Annotated in this window: 20 protein-coding genes, 3 tRNA genes and 1 pseudogene; 12 read left to right on the top strand and 12 right to left on the bottom strand. The window is 72.9% G+C overall.

The window, feature by feature from the left end; all coding sequences use genetic code 11:
* Position 1 precedes the first annotated feature (1 nt).
* Both AQJ64_RS19420 and AQJ64_RS19425 read left to right on the top strand, forming a co-directional pair.
* Positions 2–658 carry a class F sortase gene (locus AQJ64_RS19420; protein ID WP_059202806.1) on the top strand — a complete coding sequence of 219 codons (657 nt, stop codon included), beginning with the start codon at positions 2–4 and terminating at the stop codon, positions 656–658.
* Between the two features lie 19 nt (positions 659–677).
* Positions 678–1712 (top strand): glycoside hydrolase family 6 protein, encoded by a 1035-nt coding sequence (locus AQJ64_RS19425; protein ID WP_059202807.1) that lies wholly within the window; start codon positions 678–680, stop codon positions 1710–1712.
* Positions 1713–1779: 67 nt separating this feature from the next.
* On the opposite strand, the gene AQJ64_RS19430 is transcribed toward AQJ64_RS19425, so the two are convergent.
* Positions 1780–1853 (bottom strand) — tRNA-Lys (locus tag AQJ64_RS19430).
* Positions 1854–2082: 229 nt separating this feature from the next.
* Here AQJ64_RS19430 and AQJ64_RS19435 point away from each other — a divergent pair.
* The 5 genes from AQJ64_RS19435 (at position 2083) to AQJ64_RS19455 (ending at position 6351) form a co-directional block, all read left to right on the top strand.
* On the top strand, positions 2083–3438 hold the full coding sequence (locus AQJ64_RS19435) for a peptidoglycan-binding protein (RefSeq protein ID WP_059202808.1): 1356 nt from the start codon (positions 2083–2085) through the stop codon (positions 3436–3438).
* 162 nt (positions 3439–3600) lie between these two features.
* Positions 3601–4791, top strand: coding sequence for an SPFH domain-containing protein (locus tag AQJ64_RS19440; RefSeq protein WP_079061788.1), 1191 nt, complete (start codon positions 3601–3603; stop codon positions 4789–4791).
* A 100-nt stretch (positions 4792–4891) separates the two neighbouring features.
* Positions 4892–5497, top strand: a complete 606-nt coding sequence (locus tag AQJ64_RS19445) for a lytic polysaccharide monooxygenase auxiliary activity family 9 protein (RefSeq protein ID WP_055639069.1) — start codon at positions 4892–4894, stop codon at positions 5495–5497.
* 147 nt (positions 5498–5644) lie between these two features.
* Positions 5645–5788: a hypothetical protein gene (locus AQJ64_RS19450; protein ID WP_159060302.1), complete on the top strand. Its 144-nt coding sequence runs from the start codon at positions 5645–5647 to the stop codon at positions 5786–5788.
* 95 nt (positions 5789–5883) lie between these two features.
* Complete coding sequence (locus AQJ64_RS19455) at positions 5884–6351, top strand: DUF3592 domain-containing protein (RefSeq protein WP_055639067.1); 468 nt, start codon at positions 5884–5886, stop codon at positions 6349–6351.
* 5 nt (positions 6352–6356) lie between these two features.
* Here AQJ64_RS19455 and AQJ64_RS19460 read toward each other — a convergent pair whose 3' ends face one another.
* A complete protein-coding gene (locus AQJ64_RS19460; protein WP_055639066.1) occupies positions 6357–7004 on the bottom strand; it encodes a dihydrofolate reductase family protein in 648 nt (215 codons plus the stop codon).
* Between the two features lie 146 nt (positions 7005–7150).
* Here AQJ64_RS19460 and AQJ64_RS19465 point away from each other — a divergent pair.
* Positions 7151–8796 (top strand): annotated as a pseudogene (locus tag AQJ64_RS19465) (AMP-binding protein).
* Here the strand turns inward: AQJ64_RS19465 and AQJ64_RS19470 are convergent.
* A tRNA-Lys gene (locus tag AQJ64_RS19470) sits at positions 8762–8835 on the bottom strand. The pseudogene AQJ64_RS19465 and the gene AQJ64_RS19470 sit on opposite strands and share 35 nt — an antisense overlap.
* 217 nt (positions 8836–9052) lie before the next feature.
* Between AQJ64_RS19470 and AQJ64_RS19475 the strand changes: the two genes are divergently transcribed.
* Positions 9053–10156: a ferritin-like domain-containing protein gene (locus AQJ64_RS19475; protein ID WP_240512952.1), complete on the top strand. Its 1104-nt coding sequence runs from the start codon at positions 9053–9055 to the stop codon at positions 10154–10156.
* A gap of 94 nt (positions 10157–10250) precedes the next feature.
* Here AQJ64_RS19475 and AQJ64_RS19480 read toward each other — a convergent pair whose 3' ends face one another.
* From AQJ64_RS19480 to AQJ64_RS19505, 6 genes are all read right to left on the bottom strand, one after another.
* Entirely contained in the window at positions 10251–11009 is a 759-nt protein-coding gene (locus AQJ64_RS19480; protein ID WP_055638366.1) for an IclR family transcriptional regulator, read from the bottom strand.
* A gap of 225 nt (positions 11010–11234) precedes the next feature.
* Positions 11235–11966, bottom strand: coding sequence for an ectoine/hydroxyectoine ABC transporter ATP-binding protein EhuA (gene ehuA, locus AQJ64_RS19485; protein ID WP_055638367.1), 732 nt, complete (start codon positions 11964–11966; stop codon positions 11235–11237).
* Complete coding sequence (gene ehuD, locus AQJ64_RS19490) at positions 11956–12606, bottom strand: ectoine/hydroxyectoine ABC transporter permease subunit EhuD (RefSeq protein WP_055638368.1); 651 nt, start codon at positions 12604–12606, stop codon at positions 11956–11958. Before ehuD ends, ehuA begins: the two co-directional genes overlap by 11 nt.
* Positions 12603–13247 carry an ectoine/hydroxyectoine ABC transporter permease subunit EhuC gene (gene ehuC / locus AQJ64_RS19495; RefSeq protein ID WP_055638369.1) on the bottom strand — a complete coding sequence of 215 codons (645 nt, stop codon included), beginning with the start codon at positions 13245–13247 and terminating at the stop codon, positions 12603–12605. The genes ehuD and ehuC overlap by 4 nt, the downstream gene beginning before the upstream one ends.
* Entirely contained in the window at positions 13244–14149 is a 906-nt protein-coding gene (ehuB, locus tag AQJ64_RS19500; RefSeq protein ID WP_055638370.1) for an ectoine/hydroxyectoine ABC transporter substrate-binding protein EhuB, read from the bottom strand. The genes ehuC and ehuB overlap by 4 nt, the downstream gene beginning before the upstream one ends.
* Positions 14150–14216: 67 nt before the next feature.
* Positions 14217–15167 (bottom strand): D-2-hydroxyacid dehydrogenase, encoded by a 951-nt coding sequence (locus AQJ64_RS19505; protein ID WP_055638371.1) that lies wholly within the window; start codon positions 15165–15167, stop codon positions 14217–14219.
* A gap of 174 nt (positions 15168–15341) precedes the next feature.
* On the opposite strand from AQJ64_RS19505, the gene AQJ64_RS19510 reads away from it, so the two are divergent.
* Together AQJ64_RS19510 and AQJ64_RS19515 are read left to right on the top strand one after the other, a co-directional pair.
* Positions 15342–16070: a maleate cis-trans isomerase family protein gene (locus AQJ64_RS19510; protein WP_055638372.1), complete on the top strand. Its 729-nt coding sequence runs from the start codon at positions 15342–15344 to the stop codon at positions 16068–16070.
* Between the two features lie 133 nt (positions 16071–16203).
* Positions 16204–17346, top strand: a complete 1143-nt coding sequence (locus AQJ64_RS19515) for an LLM class flavin-dependent oxidoreductase (protein ID WP_055638375.1) — start codon at positions 16204–16206, stop codon at positions 17344–17346.
* A 61-nt stretch (positions 17347–17407) separates the two neighbouring features.
* Here the strand turns inward: AQJ64_RS19515 and AQJ64_RS19520 are convergent, their stop codons facing one another.
* The gene (locus AQJ64_RS19520; protein WP_055638373.1) at positions 17408–19267 is read right to left on the bottom strand and encodes a putative bifunctional diguanylate cyclase/phosphodiesterase; all 1860 of its coding nucleotides are present in this window, start codon (positions 19265–19267) and stop codon (positions 17408–17410) included.
* A gap of 316 nt (positions 19268–19583) precedes the next feature.
* Between AQJ64_RS19520 and AQJ64_RS19525 the strand changes: the two genes are divergently transcribed.
* Complete coding sequence (locus AQJ64_RS19525; protein ID WP_059202809.1) at positions 19584–20852, top strand: M6 family metalloprotease domain-containing protein; 1269 nt, start codon at positions 19584–19586, stop codon at positions 20850–20852.
* A 56-nt stretch (positions 20853–20908) separates the two neighbouring features.
* Here AQJ64_RS19525 and AQJ64_RS19530 read toward each other — a convergent pair.
* Together AQJ64_RS19530 and AQJ64_RS19535 are read right to left on the bottom strand one after the other, a co-directional pair.
* Positions 20909–20982, bottom strand: a tRNA-Lys gene (locus AQJ64_RS19530).
* Positions 20973–21545, bottom strand: a complete 573-nt coding sequence (locus AQJ64_RS19535) for a bifunctional DNA primase/polymerase (protein ID WP_059202810.1) — start codon at positions 21543–21545, stop codon at positions 20973–20975. Before AQJ64_RS19535 ends, AQJ64_RS19530 begins: the two co-directional genes overlap by 10 nt.
* Positions 21546–21623 lie beyond the last annotated feature (78 nt).

Raw genomic sequence — 21623 nt, forward strand, 5'->3', positions numbered from 1 at the left:
GATGGCCGACCCCGAACGCTCCTCCGGCCGTCTGGTCACCGGAGTGGCCTGGGCGGTGCTGCTGCTCGGGCTGTGGCTGTGGGGGCGCGAGGTGACCGACGTACGGCCGGGGGCGTCCGCGCCGACCACGGGTGACGTGGCCGCCGTGGGCCGCCCGGCGGACGCCGATCTGCCGCCCGCGGCCACGCCGCTCACCTCCGCGCTGCCCCAGCGCATCGACATCCCGGAACTGGGCGTCCAGGCACCGGTCGTCGCCCGTGGCCTGGACGCCGAGGGCGGGATCGACCCGCCGCCGTTCGACCAGGCGGGCGTCGTCGGCTGGTACGCGGCCGGGGCGAAACCCGGGGCCAAGGGCACCGCCCTGATGGTCGGGCACGTCGACACCGAGACCCGCCCCGCCGTCTTCTACAAGCTCAGCACCATGCGGGCGGGCGAGACGATCCGGGTGGTCCGGGACGACGGCAGGGTCGCCGAGTTCACCGTGGACCAGGTCGAGGTCGTCCAGCGCGCCGACTTCGACGCCCGGCAGGCCTACGGCACCCGGCAGGCGGACCGCGCCGAACTCCGTCTGATCACCTGCGGCGGCACCTTCGACCGGGCGAGCCGCAGCTACACGGCGAACGTGATCGTGTCGGCGTACCTGACCGGCCGCACCTGACCGCCCGAGGGGGATCCGGATGGACGCCAGGAGGGGGGCCGCGGCCCTGCTGGGCGCGGCGCTGCTGCTCACGGGGTGCGCCTCGGACACCGACGACACCAGGGCCGGCCCCTACGGCGGCACCGAGTCCGGCGCCGGGGGGAGCACGGCCGAGGTGAGCCCGGCCGGGGAGGCCCCGCCCGGGGAGAGCGGCCCCTTCTGGGTCGATCCGGGCAGCCCGGCCGCCCGTCAGCTCACCGTCTACGAGAGACAGGGCGAGGAGGCCGAGGCGGCGGCGGTCCGGCGGATCGCCGAGCGGGCGACCGGGGAGTGGCTCGGCGGTGAGGAGCCGCAGGCGCGGGCCCGTGTCGTCACCGAGGCCGCCGAGCGGGCGGGGCGCGTCCCGCTGCTCGTCCTGTACGACATCCCGCACCGCGACTGCGGCCGGTACTCCCGGGGCGGCGCGGCCGACGGCGCCACGTACCGCGCCTGGATCGCCGCGGTGGCCCGGGGCATCGCCGACCGCCGCGCGTTCGTCGTCGTGGAGCCCGACGCGCTCCTCCACCTGGTCGACGGCTGCACCCCGGCCGACCTGCGCGAGGAGCGCTACGCCCTCCTGGAGGACGCGGTCACCACCCTCAAGTCCCTGAAGAACACCAGGGTCTACCTGGATGCGGGCAACGCGGGCCGGGGCCGGACCGACGGGATGGACCGGGCACTGCTGCGGGCGGGCGTGGCCCGGGCCGACGGCTTCGCGGTCAACGTCTCCAACTTCTACTCCACCGGGGACTCCCTGGCGTACGGCAGACAGCTCTCCGCCGCGGTCGGCGGGAAGCACTTCGTCGTCGACACCAGCCGCAACGGCAACGGTCCGTACCGCGAGGGCGACCCGGCGGAACGCTGGTGCAACCCCCCGGGCCGGGCCCTGGGCACCCCGCCGACCACGAGGACGGCCGACCCCCTCGTGGACGCCTACCTGTGGGTGAAGAGCCCGGGGGAGTCGGACGGGGAGTGCAAGGGGGGCCCGAAGGCGGGCGCCTGGTGGCCGGAGTACGCGCTGGGCCTCACCCGCTGATCACGGCGACCGTCGACCGCGCCAACGCGAAAGGCCCCCCGCTTCCGCGAAGGGCCTCTGCCGTCTGTGCGCCGCCAGGGACTCGAACCCCGGACCCGCTGATTAAGAGTCAGCTGCTCTAACCAACTGAGCTAGCGGCGCCTGCTGACGTCGTAACTCTACAGGACGCCGGGGGGTGCCCTTGACCACCTGATCGGGCACCTGATCGGGCACCCGATCGGCCACCCGGGCAGGGCCGCACCCGGCCGCCCTCCGTGCCGGGCCGGTGTACATCATTCGGACCGTCAGCATGCGCGCCGGGACGACAGTTGAGAAACTGGCGAACGTGCACAGCCGCGGACATTTCCATCTGGAGTGTGAGGGGAATCGCATGAAGACTCCGGTATTCGAGGAATTCGATCCCGCGAGTGACTGCGACTGCCCCGGATGCGCACACTGGCGCCGGGTGAATCCGTATTCCCCCGCGTGGGGGTCCTCCCGGTTCGGCGGTCACCCGGCCGCCCGGCGGACCCTGGTCGTCGCCACCGCGGCGGCCGCGACACTCGGCGCCGGTCACGCCGTACCCGCCCTCGCCGCCCCGCAGGCCCCCGCTCGGCCGGGGATTCCCGCAGGTGACGAGCCCGACACTCCCCAGGGCGGCAAGGCGCCGCTGCACGGTCCGGGCGGGCGGCCCGCGCAGCCCGCGGCCACGGTGGCCACCCCGGCGACGACCCGCGCGGAGATCATCCGGCGGGCCAGGGAATGGGTCGCGGCGCAGGTGCCGTACAGCATGAGCGCGTACTGGTCCGACGGTTACCGGCAGGACTGCTCGGGCTTCGTCTCGATGGCCTGGCAGCTGCCCGGAAACGAGTGGACGGGCACCCTCGCCCAGTACGGGACGCGCATTTCCAAGGAGGAACTCCAGCCCGGCGACATTCTTCTCTTCCACAATCCGGCCGACCCCCGGAAAGGCTCGCACGTCGTCATTTTCGGCGGCTGGACGGACTACACCCACACCTACTACCTCGCCTACGAGCAGACCCGCCCGACCGCCCGCCGCCAGGCCACCCCCTACGCCTACTGGAGCCATACGGACCGCTATGTCCCGTACCGCTACAAAGGCCTTGTGGCGGGGTCCGGTACGGAGACGTCCGGGCAGCAGCCGGCCGTCGCCGAGGGTGCCGGGGCCGTCGGGTCGGCCGCGGCCTACCCCGGCCCGTCGTTCTTCGGTCCCGGGGCGGACAACCCGTACGTCACCCAGCTCGGCCGGCTCCTCGTCGCGCGCGGCGGGGCCCGCTTCTACGTCTCGGGGCCCGGCCCCCGCTGGTCGGAGGCGGACCGCCGGGCCACCCAGGCGTTCCAGCAGGCCCAGGGCTGGAGCGGCGCCCGGGCGGACGGCCTGCCCGGCCCCCAGACCTGGCGTCTGCTGACCACGGGGCAGGGCCGGGACATCGCCCCCGCCGCACCCCCGCGCGCGACCGGCGTGGCGGGCCCGCCCTCGCCGCGTGCCCCGGCCTTCCCGGGCCGGGGCCTGTTCCGGCCCGGGGCGCAGAACACGTATGTCACGCAGCTGGGGAGGCAGCTCGTGAAGAAAGGGTTCGGCAGGTACTACACCCAGGGTCCGGGACCACGCTGGGGCGAGGCGGACCGGCGTGCCGTCGAGGCGTTCCAGCGGGCCCAGGGCTGGCGCGGCGGCGCGGCGGACGGCTACCCGGGGCCCGAGACCTGGCGGCGGCTGTTCGCCTAGGAGGCCGCGGGCACCGGCGCACGGGCACCGGCGCACGGGCGTCGGCGCACGGGCACCGGCAGGCACCGGCCGCAGGCGTTCGTACTCCTCGGCCCGTGGGGTCACTCGTGGGCCGTCCACTCACTGTCATGGCCTATCTGGCGCGGAGGCTGGAGGCACGCAATGCACCCGACCACTTCACACACACCCGAGCCCGGCAACCCCTCGGACCCCGGTGCGGCGGCGGACGTGACCGAGGAGTCCGGCTCCGTCGCGCCGGTGCCGTCGGCACCGCCCGCCCCCGTGGGTGAGGGGCGGGGCGGGCGGCTCATCCAGAACGAGGCGACCACCGAGATCCCCGTACATCTGCTGTTCCGTGACGAGGCCGGGCCGCGGTCGGTCGCGGTGGGACCCGCCGTGGTGGGGGGCCGGAGCGGGGAGCCGCCGCGGCTGCGGCGGCCGGTGGCGGCGAAGGCGCGGCCGCAGGCCGAGGTCGACCCGGCCCTGGTGGAGCGGGCCGCGCGGGTGCTGCCCGGTGCGGCCGGGGTGCTCGCCGGGGTCTGCGGGGCGGCCGGCTGTGTGGCCACCTCCTGGTGGGCGGGGGTGCTGCCGCCGCTGGTGGAGGAGGCGCTGCGGCTGCCCGCGTGGGCGGGGGCCGGGCTCGGTCCGGCCCAGTGGGCGGCGTACGCGGGGGCGGGGGCCCTGGGGCTGTTCGGGTTCGGGGGGCTGGCGCGGGGGCGGACCGGGCGGGCCTGGGTGCTGGGGCTGTTCGGGCGCTACCGGGGGACCGTCCGCCGTACCGGTCTGCTGTGGGTCAATCCGCTGCTGCTGCGCCGTCAGGTCGACGTACGGCTGCGGCACTGGCGCAGTGAGCCGATGCCGGCGGCCGACGGCAGCGGGGTCGCGCTGCGGGTGGTCGTCCTCGTGGTGTGGCGGGTGCGGGACACCGCGCGGGCCACGCTGGGGGTCGAGGACCACGAGACGTATCTGCGGGAGTGCGTCGAGGCGGCGCTCGCCCGGATCCCGGTGGAGCCGCCGGGGGCGGGCCGGGGGTCGGTCGAGGCGGCGGGGGAGGCGCTGACCCGGCGGGTCGCGCGGGACGCGGGCGCGATCGGTGTGGAGGTGTTCTCGGTGCAGCCGCTGCGGATCGAGTACGCCCCGGAGGTCGCCGCCGCGATGCACCGGCGCCGGATCGCCGCGCTCGACGCCCAGCACCGGGCGACCGTGCTGACCTCGGTGGTCGATTCGGTGGAGGACACCGTGACCCGGCTGACCATGCGCGGTCTGGTGGAGCTGGACGACTACGAGCGCAAGGCGCTGGTGAAGGACCTGACGGTGGCGTTCGCGGCGGGTCGCGGGGAACAGGCCCCGTGATTGGTCTGGACATGGTCATGGAACGGCCATAATCTCGCACTTGGTCTAGACCTGCACGGCTCGGCTCAGTGAACTCCCCACGTTCTCCAGGAGCGGCAGCATGCGCAAAAAGACCAAGTGGTACGCCGCCGCGCTCGGGCTCACCACGGCGGGAGCCTTCGTGCTCTCGGCCGGCGGCGCGAGCGGCCACGGCTACACCGATCTGCCCATCAGCCGGCAGAAGCTCTGCCAGAACGGCACGGTCACGAACTGCGGCGACATCCAGTGGGAGCCGCAGAGCGTCGAAGGTCCGAAGGGCTTCCCGGGCTCAGGGGCGGCCGACGGATCGATCTGCTCGGCGAACAACACCCGCTTCGCCCAGCTCGACAGCCCGAAGACGCCCTCGGGCGGGGCATGGCCGGCCACCAAGGTGACCGGCGGTCAGAGCTACACCTTCCGCTGGCAGTTCACCGCGATGCACGCCACGACCGACTTCAAGTACTACGTCACCAAGCAGGGCTGGAACCAGAACCACAACCTGGCCCGCTCCGACCTCAACCTCACCCCCTTCCTCACCGTCCCCTACGGCGGCCAGCGCCCGCCCGCCACCCTCTCCCACAGCGGAACGCTCCCCTCGGGTCTGTCCGGCCGTCATGTGATCCTCGCGGTCTGGACGATCGCCGACACGGGCAACGCGTTCTACGCCTGCTCCGACGTCACCTTCTGAGGGACCGTCGGGTAGGGTCCTGGTCCGCGTGCGCCCTCGACCGGTGCACGCGGGTCCTGGCGTCGATGTACGGGGGCACGGGCCGCAGGGCCGACCGCGCAGGCGCGGGTGGTGCGGCAGTGGCGGACCACGCAGGTGGTCAACAACGTGCCCCGCACGACGCGGTGGCACGAGTACACCCACACCACCGCCGACGGCCGCGGCGTCGCGTGCAAGGGGGGCGGCGGCCCCCACACCCGGGACACCGGTGACGAGGTCGTGATGATCGAACTGCTGGTGACCGGTCCGTAGTTCTGAGCTTCCCTTGAGTCAACCCCGCCCCCCGCCCGGGTACGTTCCCTGCACACCGGTCGCACAGGCCGGTGGCCGGAGTTCGGGGGGCTCGCATGGACATCTTCTTCCTGATCGTCCCATCGATCATGATCATGGGCATTCTCTTCGCGATGTACACCGTGATCAGCCGCTCGCGCCGGGCCACCCAGGCCTGGGGCAGCGGTCTGACGGCCGAGGCGCGCTGTCTGCGGACGTACACGACGACCAGGACCAGCAGTGGTGAGCACCGCCGGGTGACGACGGTCCTGCACCACGTCTACGAGTTCACCACCCGCGAGGGCCGCACGGTCCGGTTCGAGGAGGAGAACGGCCCGGGGACGGTCCTGGAGGGCGACATCGTCACCGTCTTCCATCCCGCCGACCGCCCCGAGCGGGCCACCGCCCACCCCCCGGCGCGCGGGCGGCTCTTCGCGCAGTCCGGCTGTCTGCTGGTCTTCCTCGGCCTGGCGCTCGCCGCCTGCGTCGCCTTCATGATCGGCGCCCAGACGGAGATCTCCGCCTGGAGCGACGTCGCTCCCTAGTGCGGTCATCTGCGCCAGAAGAGGTGGTGCGTCACGCCGCTCGGGCTGGGCACGACCTCCAGGTGGAACCGGTCCAGCAGTTCCTCGGGCGAGTCCCAGAGGCGGAGCCCGGAGCCGAGCTTCACCGGTGTGACGACCACGTGCAGGGTGTCGACGAGGTCGGCGTCGAGGAACTCCCGGACGGTGGTCACACCGCCACCGAGCCGGACGTCCTTGCCCTGCGCGGCCTGTCGCGCCTGCGCGAGCACCGCGGCGGGTTCGCCGTCCACGAAGTGGAACGTGGTGTCGGAGAGCGTGAACGACGGACGCGGGTGGTGGGTCAGGACGAACACCGGCGTGTGGAAGGGCGGCTCGTCGCCCCACCAGCCGCGCCACTCGTGGTCGTGCCACGGGCCGCGCTGGGGTCCGAACTTGTTGCGGCCCATGATCTCGGCGCCGATGTTGTTGCCGAAGTCCCTGGCGAAGTAGTCGTCGAGGCCCCGGCTTCCGCCGGGCTCGGTGCGGTTGGGCCAGCTCGCCGTGGCGCCGGCCCAGGCGAAGAGCCGTGCCGGATCGACGGCGTGGCCGAACGGCCGCTCCAGGCTCTGGTCCTCGCCGGCGGCGACGCCGTCGCTCGAGATGGTGAAGTTCTGCACGCGCAGCAGCTGATCCATGGGTGTCCTCATCAGGTCCTGTCGCCTCCTCGGAGGGCGATTGCGTCCTCCACCAGGATGTCGAACGGGACGCGGCCGGATCGACAGCGGCGCGTGCGTTCTTCCGGCATGGTCATCTGACGATATGTCAGCTACCGTGCGCCCCCATGGAGTCCGTCGCCGCACTCGTAGCGCACCGCTGGGACGACCACCGGCCGGGACTGTGGTGCGAGGACACGGTGCTCAGCCATCACGAGATCGCGGCCGGCGCCGCCGCCCGGGCCGCGCTCCTCGCCGAGCTGCTGCCCCCGGGCGCCGCACCGCATCTCGGGGTGCTGCTGGACAACACCCCGGAGTTCCCGCTGTGGCTGTCCGCCGCCGCGCTCGCCGGTGCGGCGGTCGCCGGGATCAATCCCACCCGCCGGGGCCCCGAGCTGGCCCGGGACATCCTGCACACCGAGTGCGCTCTGCTGATCACCGAGCGGGTCCACCTCCCGCTGCTCGCCGGGCTCGACCTCCCCGGAGTCCGTGTCCTGGTGACCGACACGGAGGAGTACGAGGCTCTCCTCACGCCCTACGCGGGCGCCCGCCCGGATCCGTCCCGGGCCCGCCCCGCCGACCGTCTCCTGCTCTACTTCACCTCCGGTTCGACCGGCGCCCCCAAGGCCGCGATCTGCACCCAGGGCCGGCTGGCCGCCGCGGGCCGCTCCCTGGCGGCGCAGTTCTCCGTCGTGCCGGACGACGTGCACTACATCTGCATGCCGATGTTCCACGGCAACGCGGTGATCGCCGACTGGGCCCCCGCGCTGGCCGCCGGGGCCGGGGTGGCGCTGCGCCGGCGCTTCTCGGCCTCCGCGTTCCTCGCGGACGTACGGCGCCACCGGGCGACGTACTTCACCTATGTCGGCCGGGCGATCCAGTACCTGCTGGCCACCGAGCCGGGCCCGGCCGACCGGGACCATGCTCTGCGGCTCGGCTTCGGGACCGAGGCGGGGGTGGTGGACGCGGCGGCCTTCGAGCGGCGGTTCGGGGTGCGGCTGGTGGAGGGGTACGGCTCCTCGGAGGGCGGCGCGGCGGTGCAGTGGACGCCGGGGACACCGGCCGGCGCCGTGGGGCGGGCGGGGCCCGGGCTGGCCGTCCTCGACGCGGAGTCGGGGAACGAGTGCCCGCCGGCCCGCTTCGACACCGCCGGGCGGCTGCTGAACGGGGACGAGGCGATCGGGGAGCTGGTCAATCGCGGGCCGAACCCGTTCGAGGGGTACTGGCGCAACCCGGCGGCGGAGTCCGAGCGGCGCCGGGACGGCCTGTACTGGACCGGCGACCTCTTCTACCGCGACCCCGACGGCTACCTCTACTTCGCCGGGCGTACGGACGACAGGATCCGCGTGGACAGCGAGAACCTGGCCGCCGCGATGATCGAGAACATCCTCGCCCGGTACGAGGGCGCGGACGCCGTCGCCGTGTACGCGGTGCCGGACCCGGTGACCGGGGACCAGGTGATGGCGACGCTCGCGGGGGAGTTCGAGCCGGCCGCCTTCGTCGCGTTCCTCGCCGCCCAGCCGGACCTGGGGACGAAGATGGCGCCCCGGTTCGTACGGGTGGTGGAGCGGATGCCCGTCACCGCCACCAACAAGATCCACCGCGCGCTGCTGAGGCGGGAGGGGGTGCGGTGCGCGGACCCGGTGTGGTGGCGCCCGCCGGGGGAGTCCGGTTACCGGCCGCTGACCGGCGGGGACGCCGAAGGGCCCCTCGTGTCTCCACGAGAGGCCCTTCCAGGGTGCGCCGCCAGGGACTCGAACCCCGGACCCGCTGATTAAGAGTCAGCTGCTCTAACCAACTGAGCTAGCGGCGCATGACTCCCGCCGTCCACCCTTCGGCGGTCGGCGACAGAGAAAATACTACCTGGTTCCGGGGGTGCTCCGGACCACCGGCCGGGCACCGGGGCGTGCGCCCCTCCGCGTGGGTGAACCACGTGACCGCATAGTCGTATGTCACATGCGGGTCCCCCTTCTCGCTCGATGGTGGTGGCACCAGACCTCTTCGTTCCACCGACCCGAAAGGGGCCCGCCGTGACCACCGTGGAGCTCGACTACAGCAGTGACGGGATCGTCCGCCTGCTGAGAACGCCCCCGGAGCAGCGCTCCCTGCCCTGGCTGAAGGACGCGCTTCAGCAGGCGATCATGCTGGAGCTCGCCACCCTGCCGCCCTACCTGTGCGGCATGTGGTCGCTGCTCCAGGACACCGACTCCGGGAAGGCGGCGGCCGCCGCCATCCGCGTGATCGTCTTCGACGAGATGTCGCACCTCGGGCATGTCTGCAACCTGCTCACCACGATCGGCGGGAGCCCGCGCCTCGCCGACGAGAGCGTGCTGGCGCCGTACCCCTGTCCGCTGCCCGGCGGGGTGCGGCCCGAGATCAATCCCGATCTGGAGGTCTACCTCGGTGGGCTGACGAAGGACTCGGTCGAGATGTACTCGCAGATCGAGGCGCCGGAGGAGCCGCTCGCCCAGTTCGCGGCCGCCGAGGAGACGTTCACCTCGATCGGTGCCTTCTACACCGCGATCCTGGAGGCCTTCCGCGTGCACCAGGGCGAGATCAGGGGCACCCGTCAGCTGACCAGGAGCATGGGGCACCACGGGGAGGGGAACAGCCTCTTCCCGATCAGGACCTTCGCCGACGTCGAGCAGGCGATCACGGTCATCAAGGAACAGGGCGAGGGCACGGACAAGACCCCGGACAACCCCTTCCCCGGGCACGCGGGCGAGCTGTCCCACTACTACGTCTTCCGGGAGATCTTCCGGGGCCGGAAGCTGAAGAAGATCCAGGAGACGCCCCCGAAGTGGGACTTCCAGGGCGACCCCATCCCGTTCCCGAACGCCCGTCCGATGGGCAGGGTGCCGAAGGGCGGCTGGGCGAACGACCCGGGCACCGTCCCCGACGCGGCCGTGCAGGCCGAGCTGGACAAGGGCAACACGGCCTTCAGTGCGATGCTGCACGCGCTGGAGAAGGCCTGGGAGCAGGACCGGCCGGAGGACGCCGACCCGCACATGGACGACGCGATCGGCCACATGTTCGCCCTCAAGGGTCCCGCGCTCAAGCTGATGGACATGCCTCTTCCGAACGATCCCGCGAAGCGCTACGGCCCGGAGTTCCGGTTCGTCGCCACCCCGTAGCACCGGCACCCGGAACGGCGGCCCCCCGGGGCGTGTGTCGAAAGCGGCGTCGTCCGCCCGGAGGGCGGGCCGGACGGGACTTTCGGCACACGCCCTAGATCGCCAGGGAGAGCAGGACCGGGGCCGCGTTCCTGTTCAGGGCGTCGGCCGCGTGGCGCAGCCGGTGGGCGTGGGCGACGGGCAGCGACAGGGCGAGACAGCCCACGGAGGAGCCGGCGGTGATCGGGACGGCCGCGCAGACCGTGCCGACCGCGTACTCCTGGAGGTCGAGGTGCGGGACCGTGGGCGGCTGGGACTCCAGACGGGACAGGAGCAGCCGGTCGCTGGTGATGGTGCGCGAGGTGAGGCGGGCCATCTTGTGCCGGGAGAGGTGGTCGCGCCGGCCGTTGTGGTCGAGCTGGCCGAGCAGGCTCTTGCCGAGCGCGGTGGCGTGCGCCGAGGAGCGGAAGTCGAACCACTCGTGGACGGCGGGAGTGTCGGGGCTGTCGGCGTACTGGGCGATGGTGACCTCGCCGTCCACGTACCGGCTGACGTAGACGGCGGCGCCGATCGAGTCGCGCAGCCGGTCGAGGGTGCGCTGGAGCTGCTCGTGCAGGGCCTGCTGGTGACCGTGGGCGGAGCCCAGGCGGGTCAGGGCGTCCCCGGTGACATAGGCGCCGTCGGTGATCTGCTCGACGTATCCCTCGCGGCGCAGCATGCGCAGGAGCGTGGTCAGCCGCTCCGTGTCCAGGCCGGTCTCGCGGACGAGCTCGGCGTCGGTGACTCCGGTGGAGTGCCGGGCCACCGTCTCCAGGACGCGCAGGGCGTCCTGAGCCGAGTGGTACGGCGCGGTCGGCTCGTGCTTCAGCGCCACGGTGTTCCCCCCTGGTCGCTTCCTCTGGCCGTGATCCATGAGCGGTGTTCCATGAGCGGTGATCCTGGCAGCGAATCATTTCCACGATAACGGCCAAGGAGCCGGAGGGGAGGGGTTGTTGGCGAGAACATGGTGCGCCTTTGATGCCCTCAACTGCGGTACTGACCCTCTGGCATATGCCAAAGACATGTCCAGCCGCTCCGGCCCCGTGCGCGACCTGCCCCGTTACAGCACCGCGCTCAGGAACTCCCGGGTCCGCTCCTCCTCCGGCGCGCCGAAGATCTGCTCCGGTGGGCCCGCCTCGACGACCCGCCCCGCGTCGAACATCAGTACCTGGTCGGAGATGTCCCGGGCGAAGTTCATCTCATGGGTCACACAGAGCAGGGTGATGTCGGTGGTGGTGGCGACGTCCCTGAGGACGTCGAGGACACCGGCGACCAGCTCCGGGTCCAGGGCGGAGGTCACCTCGTCGAGGAGGAGCACTTTCGGCCGCATCGCCAGCGCCCGCGCGATCGCCACCCGCTGCTGCTGCCCGCCCGACAGCCGCGACGGCCGGGCGTCGCACTTGTCGGCCAGCCCGACCATGTCCAGCAGCTCGCGGGCGCGCGCCTCGGCCTCGTCCCTCGACAGCCCGAGCACGGAGACCGGGGCCTCGGTGACGTTCCTGAGGACGCTCATGTTCGGGAACAGGTTGAACTGCTGGAAGACCATCCCGATCTGCCGGCGGACCGCGCGGCGCTGCTTCTGCGCGGCGGGGAACAGCGGCTGTCCGTCCACCGTGATGGTGCCCGAGTCGGGCTCGGTGAGGGTCATCAGCATCCGCAGGATGGTGGTCTTGCCGGAGCCGGACGGCCCGATGAGGGTGACATGGCTGCCGGCCTTCACGGACAGGTCCAGCCGGTCGAGGACGGTGTGGTCGCCGAACCGCTTGGTGACGTTGCTGATCTCAACGGACAAGGCGTCGCTCCAGGGTGCGCAGAAGAAGGGAGGCGAGGGCGGAGATGACGATGAAGGCCACGCCGATCACCGTCAGCGGCTCGGTGAACCGGAAGTGCTGCTGGGAGAAGAGCCGCGCCCGGCCGAGCATCTCCAGCACGGTGATCGCCATCAGCATCGGTGTGTCCTTGAGCATCGCGATCACGTAGTTGCCGAGCGCCGGCACGACCCGGCGGAGCGCCTGCGGCAGGATCACCGCCCGCCAGGTGCGGCCCCTCGGCAGGTTCAGCGCGGTCGCCGCCTCCCACTGCCCGGCGGGCACCGCGTCGATACCGGCCCGGTAGACCTGCATGGTGTACGTCGAGTAGTGCAGCCCGATCGCCACGACCCCGGTGGTCATCGCCGACAGGGTCAGCCCCCACTCGGGCAGCACGTAGAAGAGGAAGAAGAGCTGCACCAGCAGCGGGGTGTCCCGCACGAACTCCGTGACGATCCCGACGGGCCACCGCACCCACCGGGTCGGCGTCCGCATCAGCAGCGCCCACAGCAGCCCCAGCGTGAACGAGATCAGCGACCCGAGGGCCAGCGCCCGCAGCGTGACCAGCAGCCCGTCCCGGAACTGCGGCATGAAGTCGCGTACGGCGGTCCAGTCCCAGTTCATCGCAGCCCCGCCTTCAGCCGGTGCTCAAGCCCTCGCATCAGCCGCGTCAGCAGGAACGCGATGACGAAGTAGACGAGCAGCACGTACGTGTAGATCTCCGCGCTCTCCTGGAGCGCGAGGCGGACCAGGTTGCCGCTGAACGCCAGGTCGCCCATGCCCATCACCGACACCAGGGCGGTGCCCTTGAGCAGCTCGACCAGCAGGTTGGAGAAGGGCGGGATCATCTCCGGCACCGCCTGCGGCAGCAGGATCCTGCGCAGCCGCTGCCCGGGCGTGAACCCGAGCGCGATCCCGCCCTCCTTCTGCGCCGGATCGACCGCGCCGAGCGCCCCGCGCACGATCTCCGCGCCGTACGCCCCGTAGGTCAGCCCGAGCGCGAGCGTCCCCGCCCACATCGGCACGAGCTGCCAGCCGAAGGCGGGCGGCAGCACGAAGAACACCCAGAAGATCATCACCAGCGCCGAGGTCCCCCGGAACACCTCGGTGTAGCAGCCCGCGAGGAAGCGGACGGGCCACCGCCGGTGGGTGCGCGCGATCCCGACGGCGAAGGCCACGACCGCCCCCAGCGCCGCACTGAACACCAGGAGCCGGACGGTCGTCCACATCCCCCTGAGGACGAGTTCCCACAGTCCCGAGGTCATCCGCCGCAGAGCTCCTTCGCGGTCAGGTCCGTCATCTCGGCCTTCGTGAACCCGAAGGGCTCCAGGATCCGCAGCAGCTCCCCGCTCTTCCTCAGCTTCCGCAGCTCGGTGTTGAAGGCGTCCCGCAGCCGGGTCTCGCCCGGCCGGAACGCGAACGCGCCCCCGTCGACATGGGGTGCGCCGTCCACGAGCGGGGCGAAGGGCCGGGTCGACTCGGCCGTGCGGGACTTCTTCACGACCTCGCGGGTGGTCAGGGCCGTCCCCGCGAAGACGTCGACCCGGCCCGCCTCGACCGCGTTCAGCCCGGCCACCTGGTCCGGCACGATCAGGATGTCGCTCTCCCGGTACCCCGCGCCCACGGCGTACCCGATCTCGGCGTACCCGGTCCCGGTGGCGAACCTGGCCTTCTTCGCCACCACGTCCCGGTAGTCGTGCAGCCCCTTCGGGTTGCCCTTGCGGACGATGAAGGCGTCCAGCATCCGGTAGTCCGGGTCGGCGAAGATCACCTGCTCGCAGCGCTCGGGGGTGACGTACATCCCGGCGGCCACGACGTCGAACTGCTGGGAGTTCAGCCCGGGTATCAGCGACCCGAACTCGGTGGGCACGGGCTGCACCGTGCCCACCCCGAGCCGCTTGAAGACCACCTCCGCCAGCTCGGGCGCCTCCCCGGTGAGCCGCCCGTCCCTGTCGATGTACCCGAAGGGGATCTCGCCCGCGATGCCGAGCCGTACGACCCCGGCGGCGCGGAGCCGGTCGAGGAGGTCGCCGCCGTCCGCGGTGGACGCCGTGGCCACGCGTGAACAGCCCGCGGCGCCCAGCGCGCCGAGCGCCGCCACCCCCGCGAGCAGCGACCGGCGGGTGGGGTTGTCGTGGTGTGTGGGGTGTCTGTTCGGTGCAGCCATGGCCGCGCGGCTACCCGGGCGCCCACCGGTTATGCGGGGGCGTCGTGTGAGGGGAGTGTGGTGACCGTCAGCGGCCGGGGACGTATCCGCGCGCCTTGTCGACCACGTTCCGCAGCGGCCGGCCCGCCGCCCAGCGCTCGAACAGCTCGACGAACTGGGCACCCAGCTCGTCGTGCCGGCCGACCGCGGCGCCACTCATGTGCGGGGACACGAGCAGGCCCGGGACCTGCCACAACGGGCTGTCGGGCGGCAGGGGCTCGGTGCCGAACACATCCAGGGCGGCGCCCGCGATCCAGCGGCTGCGCAGGGCCCGTACGAGTGCCTCCTCGACGACCAGGCCGCCGCGGCCGACGTTCAGGAAGCGGGCCGAGGGCTGCATCACGCCGAAGCGGCGGGTGTCGAACATGCCCCGGGTCAGCTCGGTGAGCGGCGCCGCCGCGATCACCCAGTCCGCGCGGGCGAGCAGCCGGTCCAGGTCGTCGGGGCCGTGGATGCCGGTGCGCGGGACCCGCCCGACGAGCGCGGTGGTGGCCCCGAGCGCCTTCAGGGTGCGGGTGACGGCCCGGCCGACCGGGCCCGAGCCGACGACCACGGCCCGGGTGCCGGCCACCGGCCGGCTCTCCCGGGGCCGCCACTCGCCGCGGGTCTGCGCCGCCCAGGTGCCCGGCAGGTCCTTCGCCATCGCCAGGACCAGCGCGGCGACGTACTCGGCGACCGGCTCCTCGAAGACCCCGCGCGCGTTCGTCAGCACCGTGTCGGACGCGGCCAGTTCCGGCGACAGCACCCGCTCCACGTCCGCGCCCGCCGTGTGCACCCAGCGCGGCCTCGGCCCCGCGCCCGGCCAGGCGGCGCGCACCGCGTCCGAGGTGGTGTCCCACACCAGCAGGACGTCGGCCTCCGGCAGCAGTGCGCCGAGGGTGGAGCCGTCGGCGTGCAGCACCCGCACCCGGCCCGTGAGCCGGCCGAGGCGGGGGAGGGGCTCCGCGTCGAGAACGAGGAGCGTGGGGACGGCGGCCATCCGGTGCCTTTCCCATGACCAGGGGCCTGACGTGCGCGGACGGAACACGGTCGCACCCCGCTCCACGGCCGTCAACACGTCCGGACCGCCAACCAGGTGAGGATGGAGGCCGTGGGCTGCGCAGGCTGGGTACCCGGGTACCTCCGGAAGAAGAGCAGCAGCAGGAAGGCCGTCATGACCGCACTCGGATTCCTCCACCCGGGCCACTCCGCCAAGGACGACTACCCCCGTATCGAGCAGCTCCTGGCCGGCGACATCCGGGTGGACCTCGTCCGCGCGGACCCCGGGGAGGACGGCGGGCGCGCCGACGCCTCCCTGCGCCTGGGCGCGCCCCACCGGCTGGCGGCGGGCGTCGAGCAACTGCGGCTGTCGGGCGCGGAGGCGATCGTCTGGGCCTCCACGAGCGGCAGTTTCGGCTACGGCTGGGAGGGCGCCCACGAGCAGGTGCGCACCCTGGCCACGGCCGCCGGCATGCCCGCCTCCTCCACCTCGTTCGCCTTCGTGCACGCGGCCCGGGAACTGCGGGCCGCGCGGGTCGCGGTGGGAGCGACCTACCCGGCTCGGACCGCCGCTCTGTTCGCGGAGTTCCTGCGGACCGGCGGGCTGGAGGTGACCGCGGTGCACGGCGCCGGGGTCACGGCGGCGCGGGCCGGCACCTGGGGCGAGGCGGAGGTGCTGGCCCTCGCGCGGGTTGCCGACGCGTCCGGCGCCGAGGCGGTCCTGCTGCCCGACACCGCCCTGCACACCGTCGCCCACGTCCCGGCCCTGGAACGGGAGCTGGGCAAACCCGTCCTGACCGCGAACCAGGTGACCGTGTGGGAGGCGCTGCGGCTGACGGACCGGCGGGTGAACGCGCCGGGACTGGGGGCGCTGTTCACGCGGGAGCCGATCGTGCAGGTGTGAGACCCGAGGGGGCCCGGGGCCCCCGGGAATAAACGGGGACATCCTCCTGTTAGGGCGCGGAGGACATCGTGAAGCCCGACGACAGGAGGACCCCGTGGCGGCAGACGAGACGGCGGCAGACGAGACGGCGACGGTGGGGACGGCGAACGGCGGGAGGGCGAACGGCGGGAGGGCGACCGACGCGGCGGCGGCCGACGGCATACGGGCCACCGCCCAGGGCACCGCCCCCGCCCCCCTCTCCGTCCTCGACCTGGTCACCGTCGGCTCCGGGCACACCGCCACCGACGCCCTGCGCACCAGCGTCGGCCTCGCCCGGCTCACCGAGTCCCGCGGCTTCCACCGCTACTGGGTCGCCGAGCACCACTCGATGCCCGGCGTCGCCTCCTCCTCGCCCGCGGTGATCCTCGCCCACCTCGCCGCCCACACCGACCGCATCCGGCTCGGCTCGGGCGGCGTCATGCTGCCCAACCACGCGCCCCTCGTCATCGCCGAGCAGTTCGGCACCCTGGAGGCGCTCGCGCCGGGCCGGATCGACCTCGGCCTCGGCCGCGCCCCCGGCACCGACGGGGCCACCGCCGCCGCCCTGCGCCGGACGGCCGGCCTGCACGAGGGCGCGGACGACTTCCCCGAGCAGCTCGCCGAGCTGACCCGGTTCCTGGACGACGACTTCCCCGACGGGCACCGCTACCGCCGTATCCACGCCGTGCCCGGCCCGGTCCAGGCGACCTCGCCCGGCGGTGTGCAGTCCCGGCACCGGCCGCCGGTCTGGCTGCTCGGCTCCTCCGGCTTCAGCGCGCGGCTGGCCGGGCTCCTCGGCCTGCCCTTCGCCTTCGCGCACCACTTCTCCGCGCAGAACACCGTCCCGGCCCTGGACCTCTACCGGGAGTCCTTCCGCCCGTCCGCGGTGCTCTCCGAGCCGTACGCCCTGATCGGTGTCTCCGTCCTGGCCGCCGACGACGAACGCGAGGCCCGCCGCCAGGTCCTCGCGACCGGCCTCAACATGGTCCGGCTGCGCACCGGCCGCCCCGGTCTCTTCCCCTCCCCGGAGGAGGCGGAGGCACACACCTTCAGCGAGCTGGAGCGGGAGTTCGTCGACTCCTGGACGGCGAACATCGTCCACGGCTCCGCCGACGAGGTCCGCACCGGCCTCGACGACCTGCACAAGCGCACCGGCGCCGACGAGCTGATGCTCACCAGCCACGCCCACCGCGGCGAGCTGCGGCTGCGGTCGTACGAACTGGTCGCGGACGGGTACGGGTTGCCGACGGCCGGATAGCCGACGGCCGGATAGCGGCCGGTGTGCCCGGGGCCCCCGGGGCTGATGCCCGGGGGCACCCCTACGGGTTCTGCGGCGCCCCCACGGGTGCCGCCCGGTCCGGGCCCGCCGCCCGTAGCTCGGAGATGCGATCCGGCGACACCGCGCGCGAGTACAGCCAGCCCTGGCCGGTGTCGCAGCCGATGCTGCGCAGCCGGTTGGCCTGGGCGGCGGTCTCCACGCACTCGGCGGTGACGGTGAGGCCCAGACGGTGGGCGAGGTCGATCATCGCCTCGACGACGACCTCGTCGGCCGGGTTGGGCGCCGCGCCCGTGCCCTCGTACTGGAAGCCGCGGACGAACGACCCGTCCAGCTTGAGGACCGAGACCGGCAGCCGGCTCAGATAGGCGAGGTTGGAGTAGCCGGTGCCGAAGTCGTCGATGGCGATGTGCACGCCCATGTCGCTGAGGGCCTGAAGGGCCTGGAGCGGGCGGCCGGCCGAGCCCATGACGGCCGACTCGGTGAGCTCCAGCTGGAGCAGGTGCGGCGGCAGCCCGGTCTCGGCGAGGATCTCCGCCACGTCCGCCACCAGGTCGGAGTCCCACACCTGACGGACCGCCACGTTGACGCTGACGAACAGCGGCGGCTCGTCCGGCCGGTCCAGCTGCCAGGCGCGGGCCTGCCGGCAGGCGGTGGCCAGAATCCATCGCCCGAGCGGGACGATCGAGCCGTCCTCCTCGGCCAGCGCGACGAACCGATTCGGCGGCAGCGACCCGAACCGCGGATGGTCCCAGCGCACCAGCGCCTCCACCCCGCGCAGCCGTCCGTCCGACATGCCGACCAGCGGCTGGTACTCCAGGCGGAACTCGCCGCGCTCGATGGCGGGCCGCAGTGTGGAGGCGAGGGCCTGGCTGGTCATCAGATGCGCGTTGCGCTCCGGGTCGAACAGCGTCCAGCGGTCCTTGCCGTCCACCTTCGCCCAGTACAGCGTGGTGTCGGCGGCCTGCATCAGCGCGGTCGCGGTGGTCCCGGCGGCGTGCCGTTCGACGACCCCGATCGACGCGGAGACGTTCATCCGCTGTCCGGCGAGGTCGAAGGGCGCCTGGAGCGCCTTCAGCACGGACTCGGCGAGATCCGCGAGCTGTTCGGTGCCGGTCGAGTCCTCCACCAGCAGCGCGAACTCGTCCCCGCCCAGTCTGGCCACCAGCGGCTCGCTCGGCCGGTTCTGCCCGGCCTCCTTCGCGCACTCCGTCAGCCGCTCGGCGACGGTGGCCAGCAGCCGGTCGCCGACGCGGTGGCCGAGGGTGTCGTTGACCGCCTTGAAGCCGTCCAGGTCGAGGTAGCACAGGCCGATCCGGCCGGTCCCGCTCTGCTCGTACGACTCCGCCTCCAGGGCCGCCGACACCCGCTCGAAGAACAGCGTGCGGTTGGGCAGCCTGGTCACCGGGTCGTGCATCTGGAGGTGCCGCAGCCTCGCCTGGAGGTCACGGCGGTCGCTCACGTCGGCGACCGACAGCAGCACCCCGGGGCCGCCCTCGTCCAGCGGGGTGACGGTGACCTGGGCCCAGAGCGCGCGCCCGTCGGGGTGCTTCAGCCGCCGGGTGCAGCGCAGTTTCGCCTGGCGGCCGCGCAGCACCTCACGGTAGGCGTGCCAGGTGCGGGCGTCGGAGGCGAGGTCCAGCAGATCGGCGGCGACCCGCCCGACCAGGCTCGCCCCGTCCCCGCCGAGCAGTTCGCCGAGCGCCTGGTTGGCGTCCACGACCTGGCCCTCACGATCGACGACGGCCATGGCCAGAGGCGCTGCCGTGAACACGGAACGGTAGGCCGGGGGGTCGGCTCCCTCCAGGCTCTCCGCACAAGTAGCGGCATGACTGTCACGCTCCGTGACGGCGGACCGGTCGAGGCCTGCCGCGGGCGTCGACCCTTCGGACGTTCCGCTCACCGCTCGCTCCCGCAGTGCACTCGATCGCTGTCCTGGCAGGAAAGTGTGCCGATCATAGATGCTGCCCCCGGAGTTGCGCAGCCACTGCCCAGTGTCCCGGAACACCCCACCTTTCTGACAGATCGTTTCTGCCCGCAGGTGGACCGCTTCTGCGGACCCTCGATCACTTGTGACGGACCGTGAGAATTCCGGGGGTGTCGGGATTGATGCCCGCTTTCTCCCTCCTCACTCTTCTGGGGCAGGCAAACAGGGCATAGCGCGACAAAGTCGAACAGGCTGGGGGCGGTGTCCCGTGAACCGCCCCCGGAGGTCCGAAGTGCCGCGACTGTTCCCGCGCCCCCGACTGCGCAGCACCGCGGCCCTGTGCACCACCCTCTCGGCGATCGCCGCGATCTCCCTGGCCACCGGCCCCTCCATCGCCGAACCCTTCTCCGCCGCGCCCTGCGCCCTCAAGCGCACCGACGCCCACCACTCCGAGGGCCTCGACACCTGGAACACCGCCTACCCCCGCCCCACCCGCGCCCTCGACGCGGTGATGGTCTTCCTGTCCTTCCCGGACCGGGCCCCGGCCACCACCCCCGCCGAACTCGCCGCCGACCACTTCCCGGCCACCAGTCGCTTCTTCCAGCAGGCGTCCTACGGCAGATTCACCCTGCGCGCCCACCCCCTCGAGCACTGGCTCCGCATGCCGAAGCCGTCCACCGCGTACGCCATACAGCGCGACTGGAACGCCGAGCGCCGCGCCGCCTATCTGCGCGACGCGCTCGCCGCCGCCGACCCTTCGGTCGATTTCTCCCGGTACGACCTGGTCTACTTCGTCGCCGACCCGGACGCGCCCGGGGTGGACTCCGACGCCACGAAGGTCGTCAACCTGGACGAGCCCCTGCACGCCGACGGCACCGACATCCGCCGCGTCGTCACGGTCTTCGAGCAGCACCCCCCGGACCGGCTGGTGCTGGCCCACGAGACCGGGCACGTCTTCGACCTGCCCGACCTCTACCACCGCCCGGTCGACGGCAAGGGCGACTGGGACACGTACGTCGGCGACTGGGACCTGATGGGCAGCCAGTTCGGACTCGCCCCGGATCTCTTCGGCTGGCACAAGTGGAAGCTGGGCTGGCTGGCGCCGCGCCAGGTGGTGTGCGTACGGAAGGCGGGGCCGACCCGGCTCACCCTGGAACCGCTCGGCGCCGGCCCGGGGGTCCCCGTCACCGGCACCTCCGGCGCACCCGCCTTCGGCCTCGGCGACGGTGCCAAACTGGCCGTCGTCCGCACCGGCCCCGACTCCGTCCTCGCCTTCGAGGCCCGCGGCCCCCTCGGCAACGACCGCGCCGCCTGCCGCTCCGGCATCCTCGTCTACCGGATCAGCGGCGACGCCCAGTCCGGCCGCGGCCCGGTCGAGGTGATCGACGCCCACCCGCGCACCGAGGCCTGCTGGGAATCCTCCGTCTACCCACCCCTCGCCGACGCCCCGGTCGCCCTCGGCGAGAACTTCACGGTGCCGGGCACCGGCGTACGGGTGCAGGCGGAGGGCCGAACCCCCACGGGAGCCTGGAACGTGAAGATCACGCTGCCGCGCGTATGAGTCGTACCACGGCATGCGAAAGGCCCCCCGCTTCCGCGAGGGGCCTCTGCTGTCGGTGCGCCGCCAGGGACTCGAACCCCGGACCCGCTGATTAAGAGTCAGCTGCTCTAACCAACTGAGCTAGCGGCGCCTGCTGACGTCGTAGACCTTAGCATCCTGGTCGGCCGGGGGAAAAATCGATATCCGTACGGCCGCGCGGGCCGCCCGGACGGCCGCCCAGAGCAGCACCTCGGGGCCCGGCAGCCACGGGTGCCGGCAGTCCGGGGCGACCACCCAGCGGGTGGGCCCCTGCTCCCGCTCCGGAGCGAGCGCGGGCACGGTCACCGCGTCCCCGGTGCCGTGGCACAGCAGCGGCGGCACGGATCCCGTACGGCCGTCCCGCCGGCCGTGCGCGCCCCACTCCTCCCACTCCAGCAGCGAGGGCAGCCGCTGGGCCGTGCCCGGCGCCGCGAACAGCAGCGTCCGCCCCCGGAGCACCGCCACCGGCCCGGAGCCCGGCCCCTCGCTCCACAACCGGTCCAGCATCAGCCGCCCGAACATCGCCGGCGCGCTCACGATGTCGAAGACGGAGCCGCAGGGCAGCACGACCGGGGCGTGCGGCCGCTCGTCCCAGAAGGCGAGGGTGCTGCGCGGATACGTTCCGGCGGAGGCCAGCCAGACGGCGCCGTCCGCGGTGACACATGCGCTGCTCATGCCCACCTGTCTACCGGCTGTGAGGAAACGGTTCCCGAGAGTTGCGGAAAACCGGGACAGGGGGTGGGGAAGCGAGTA

The sequence above is a fragment of the Streptomyces griseoruber genome, assembly GCF_001514205.1.
Classification (GTDB): Bacteria; Actinomycetota; Actinomycetes; order Streptomycetales; family Streptomycetaceae; genus Streptomyces; species Streptomyces griseoruber.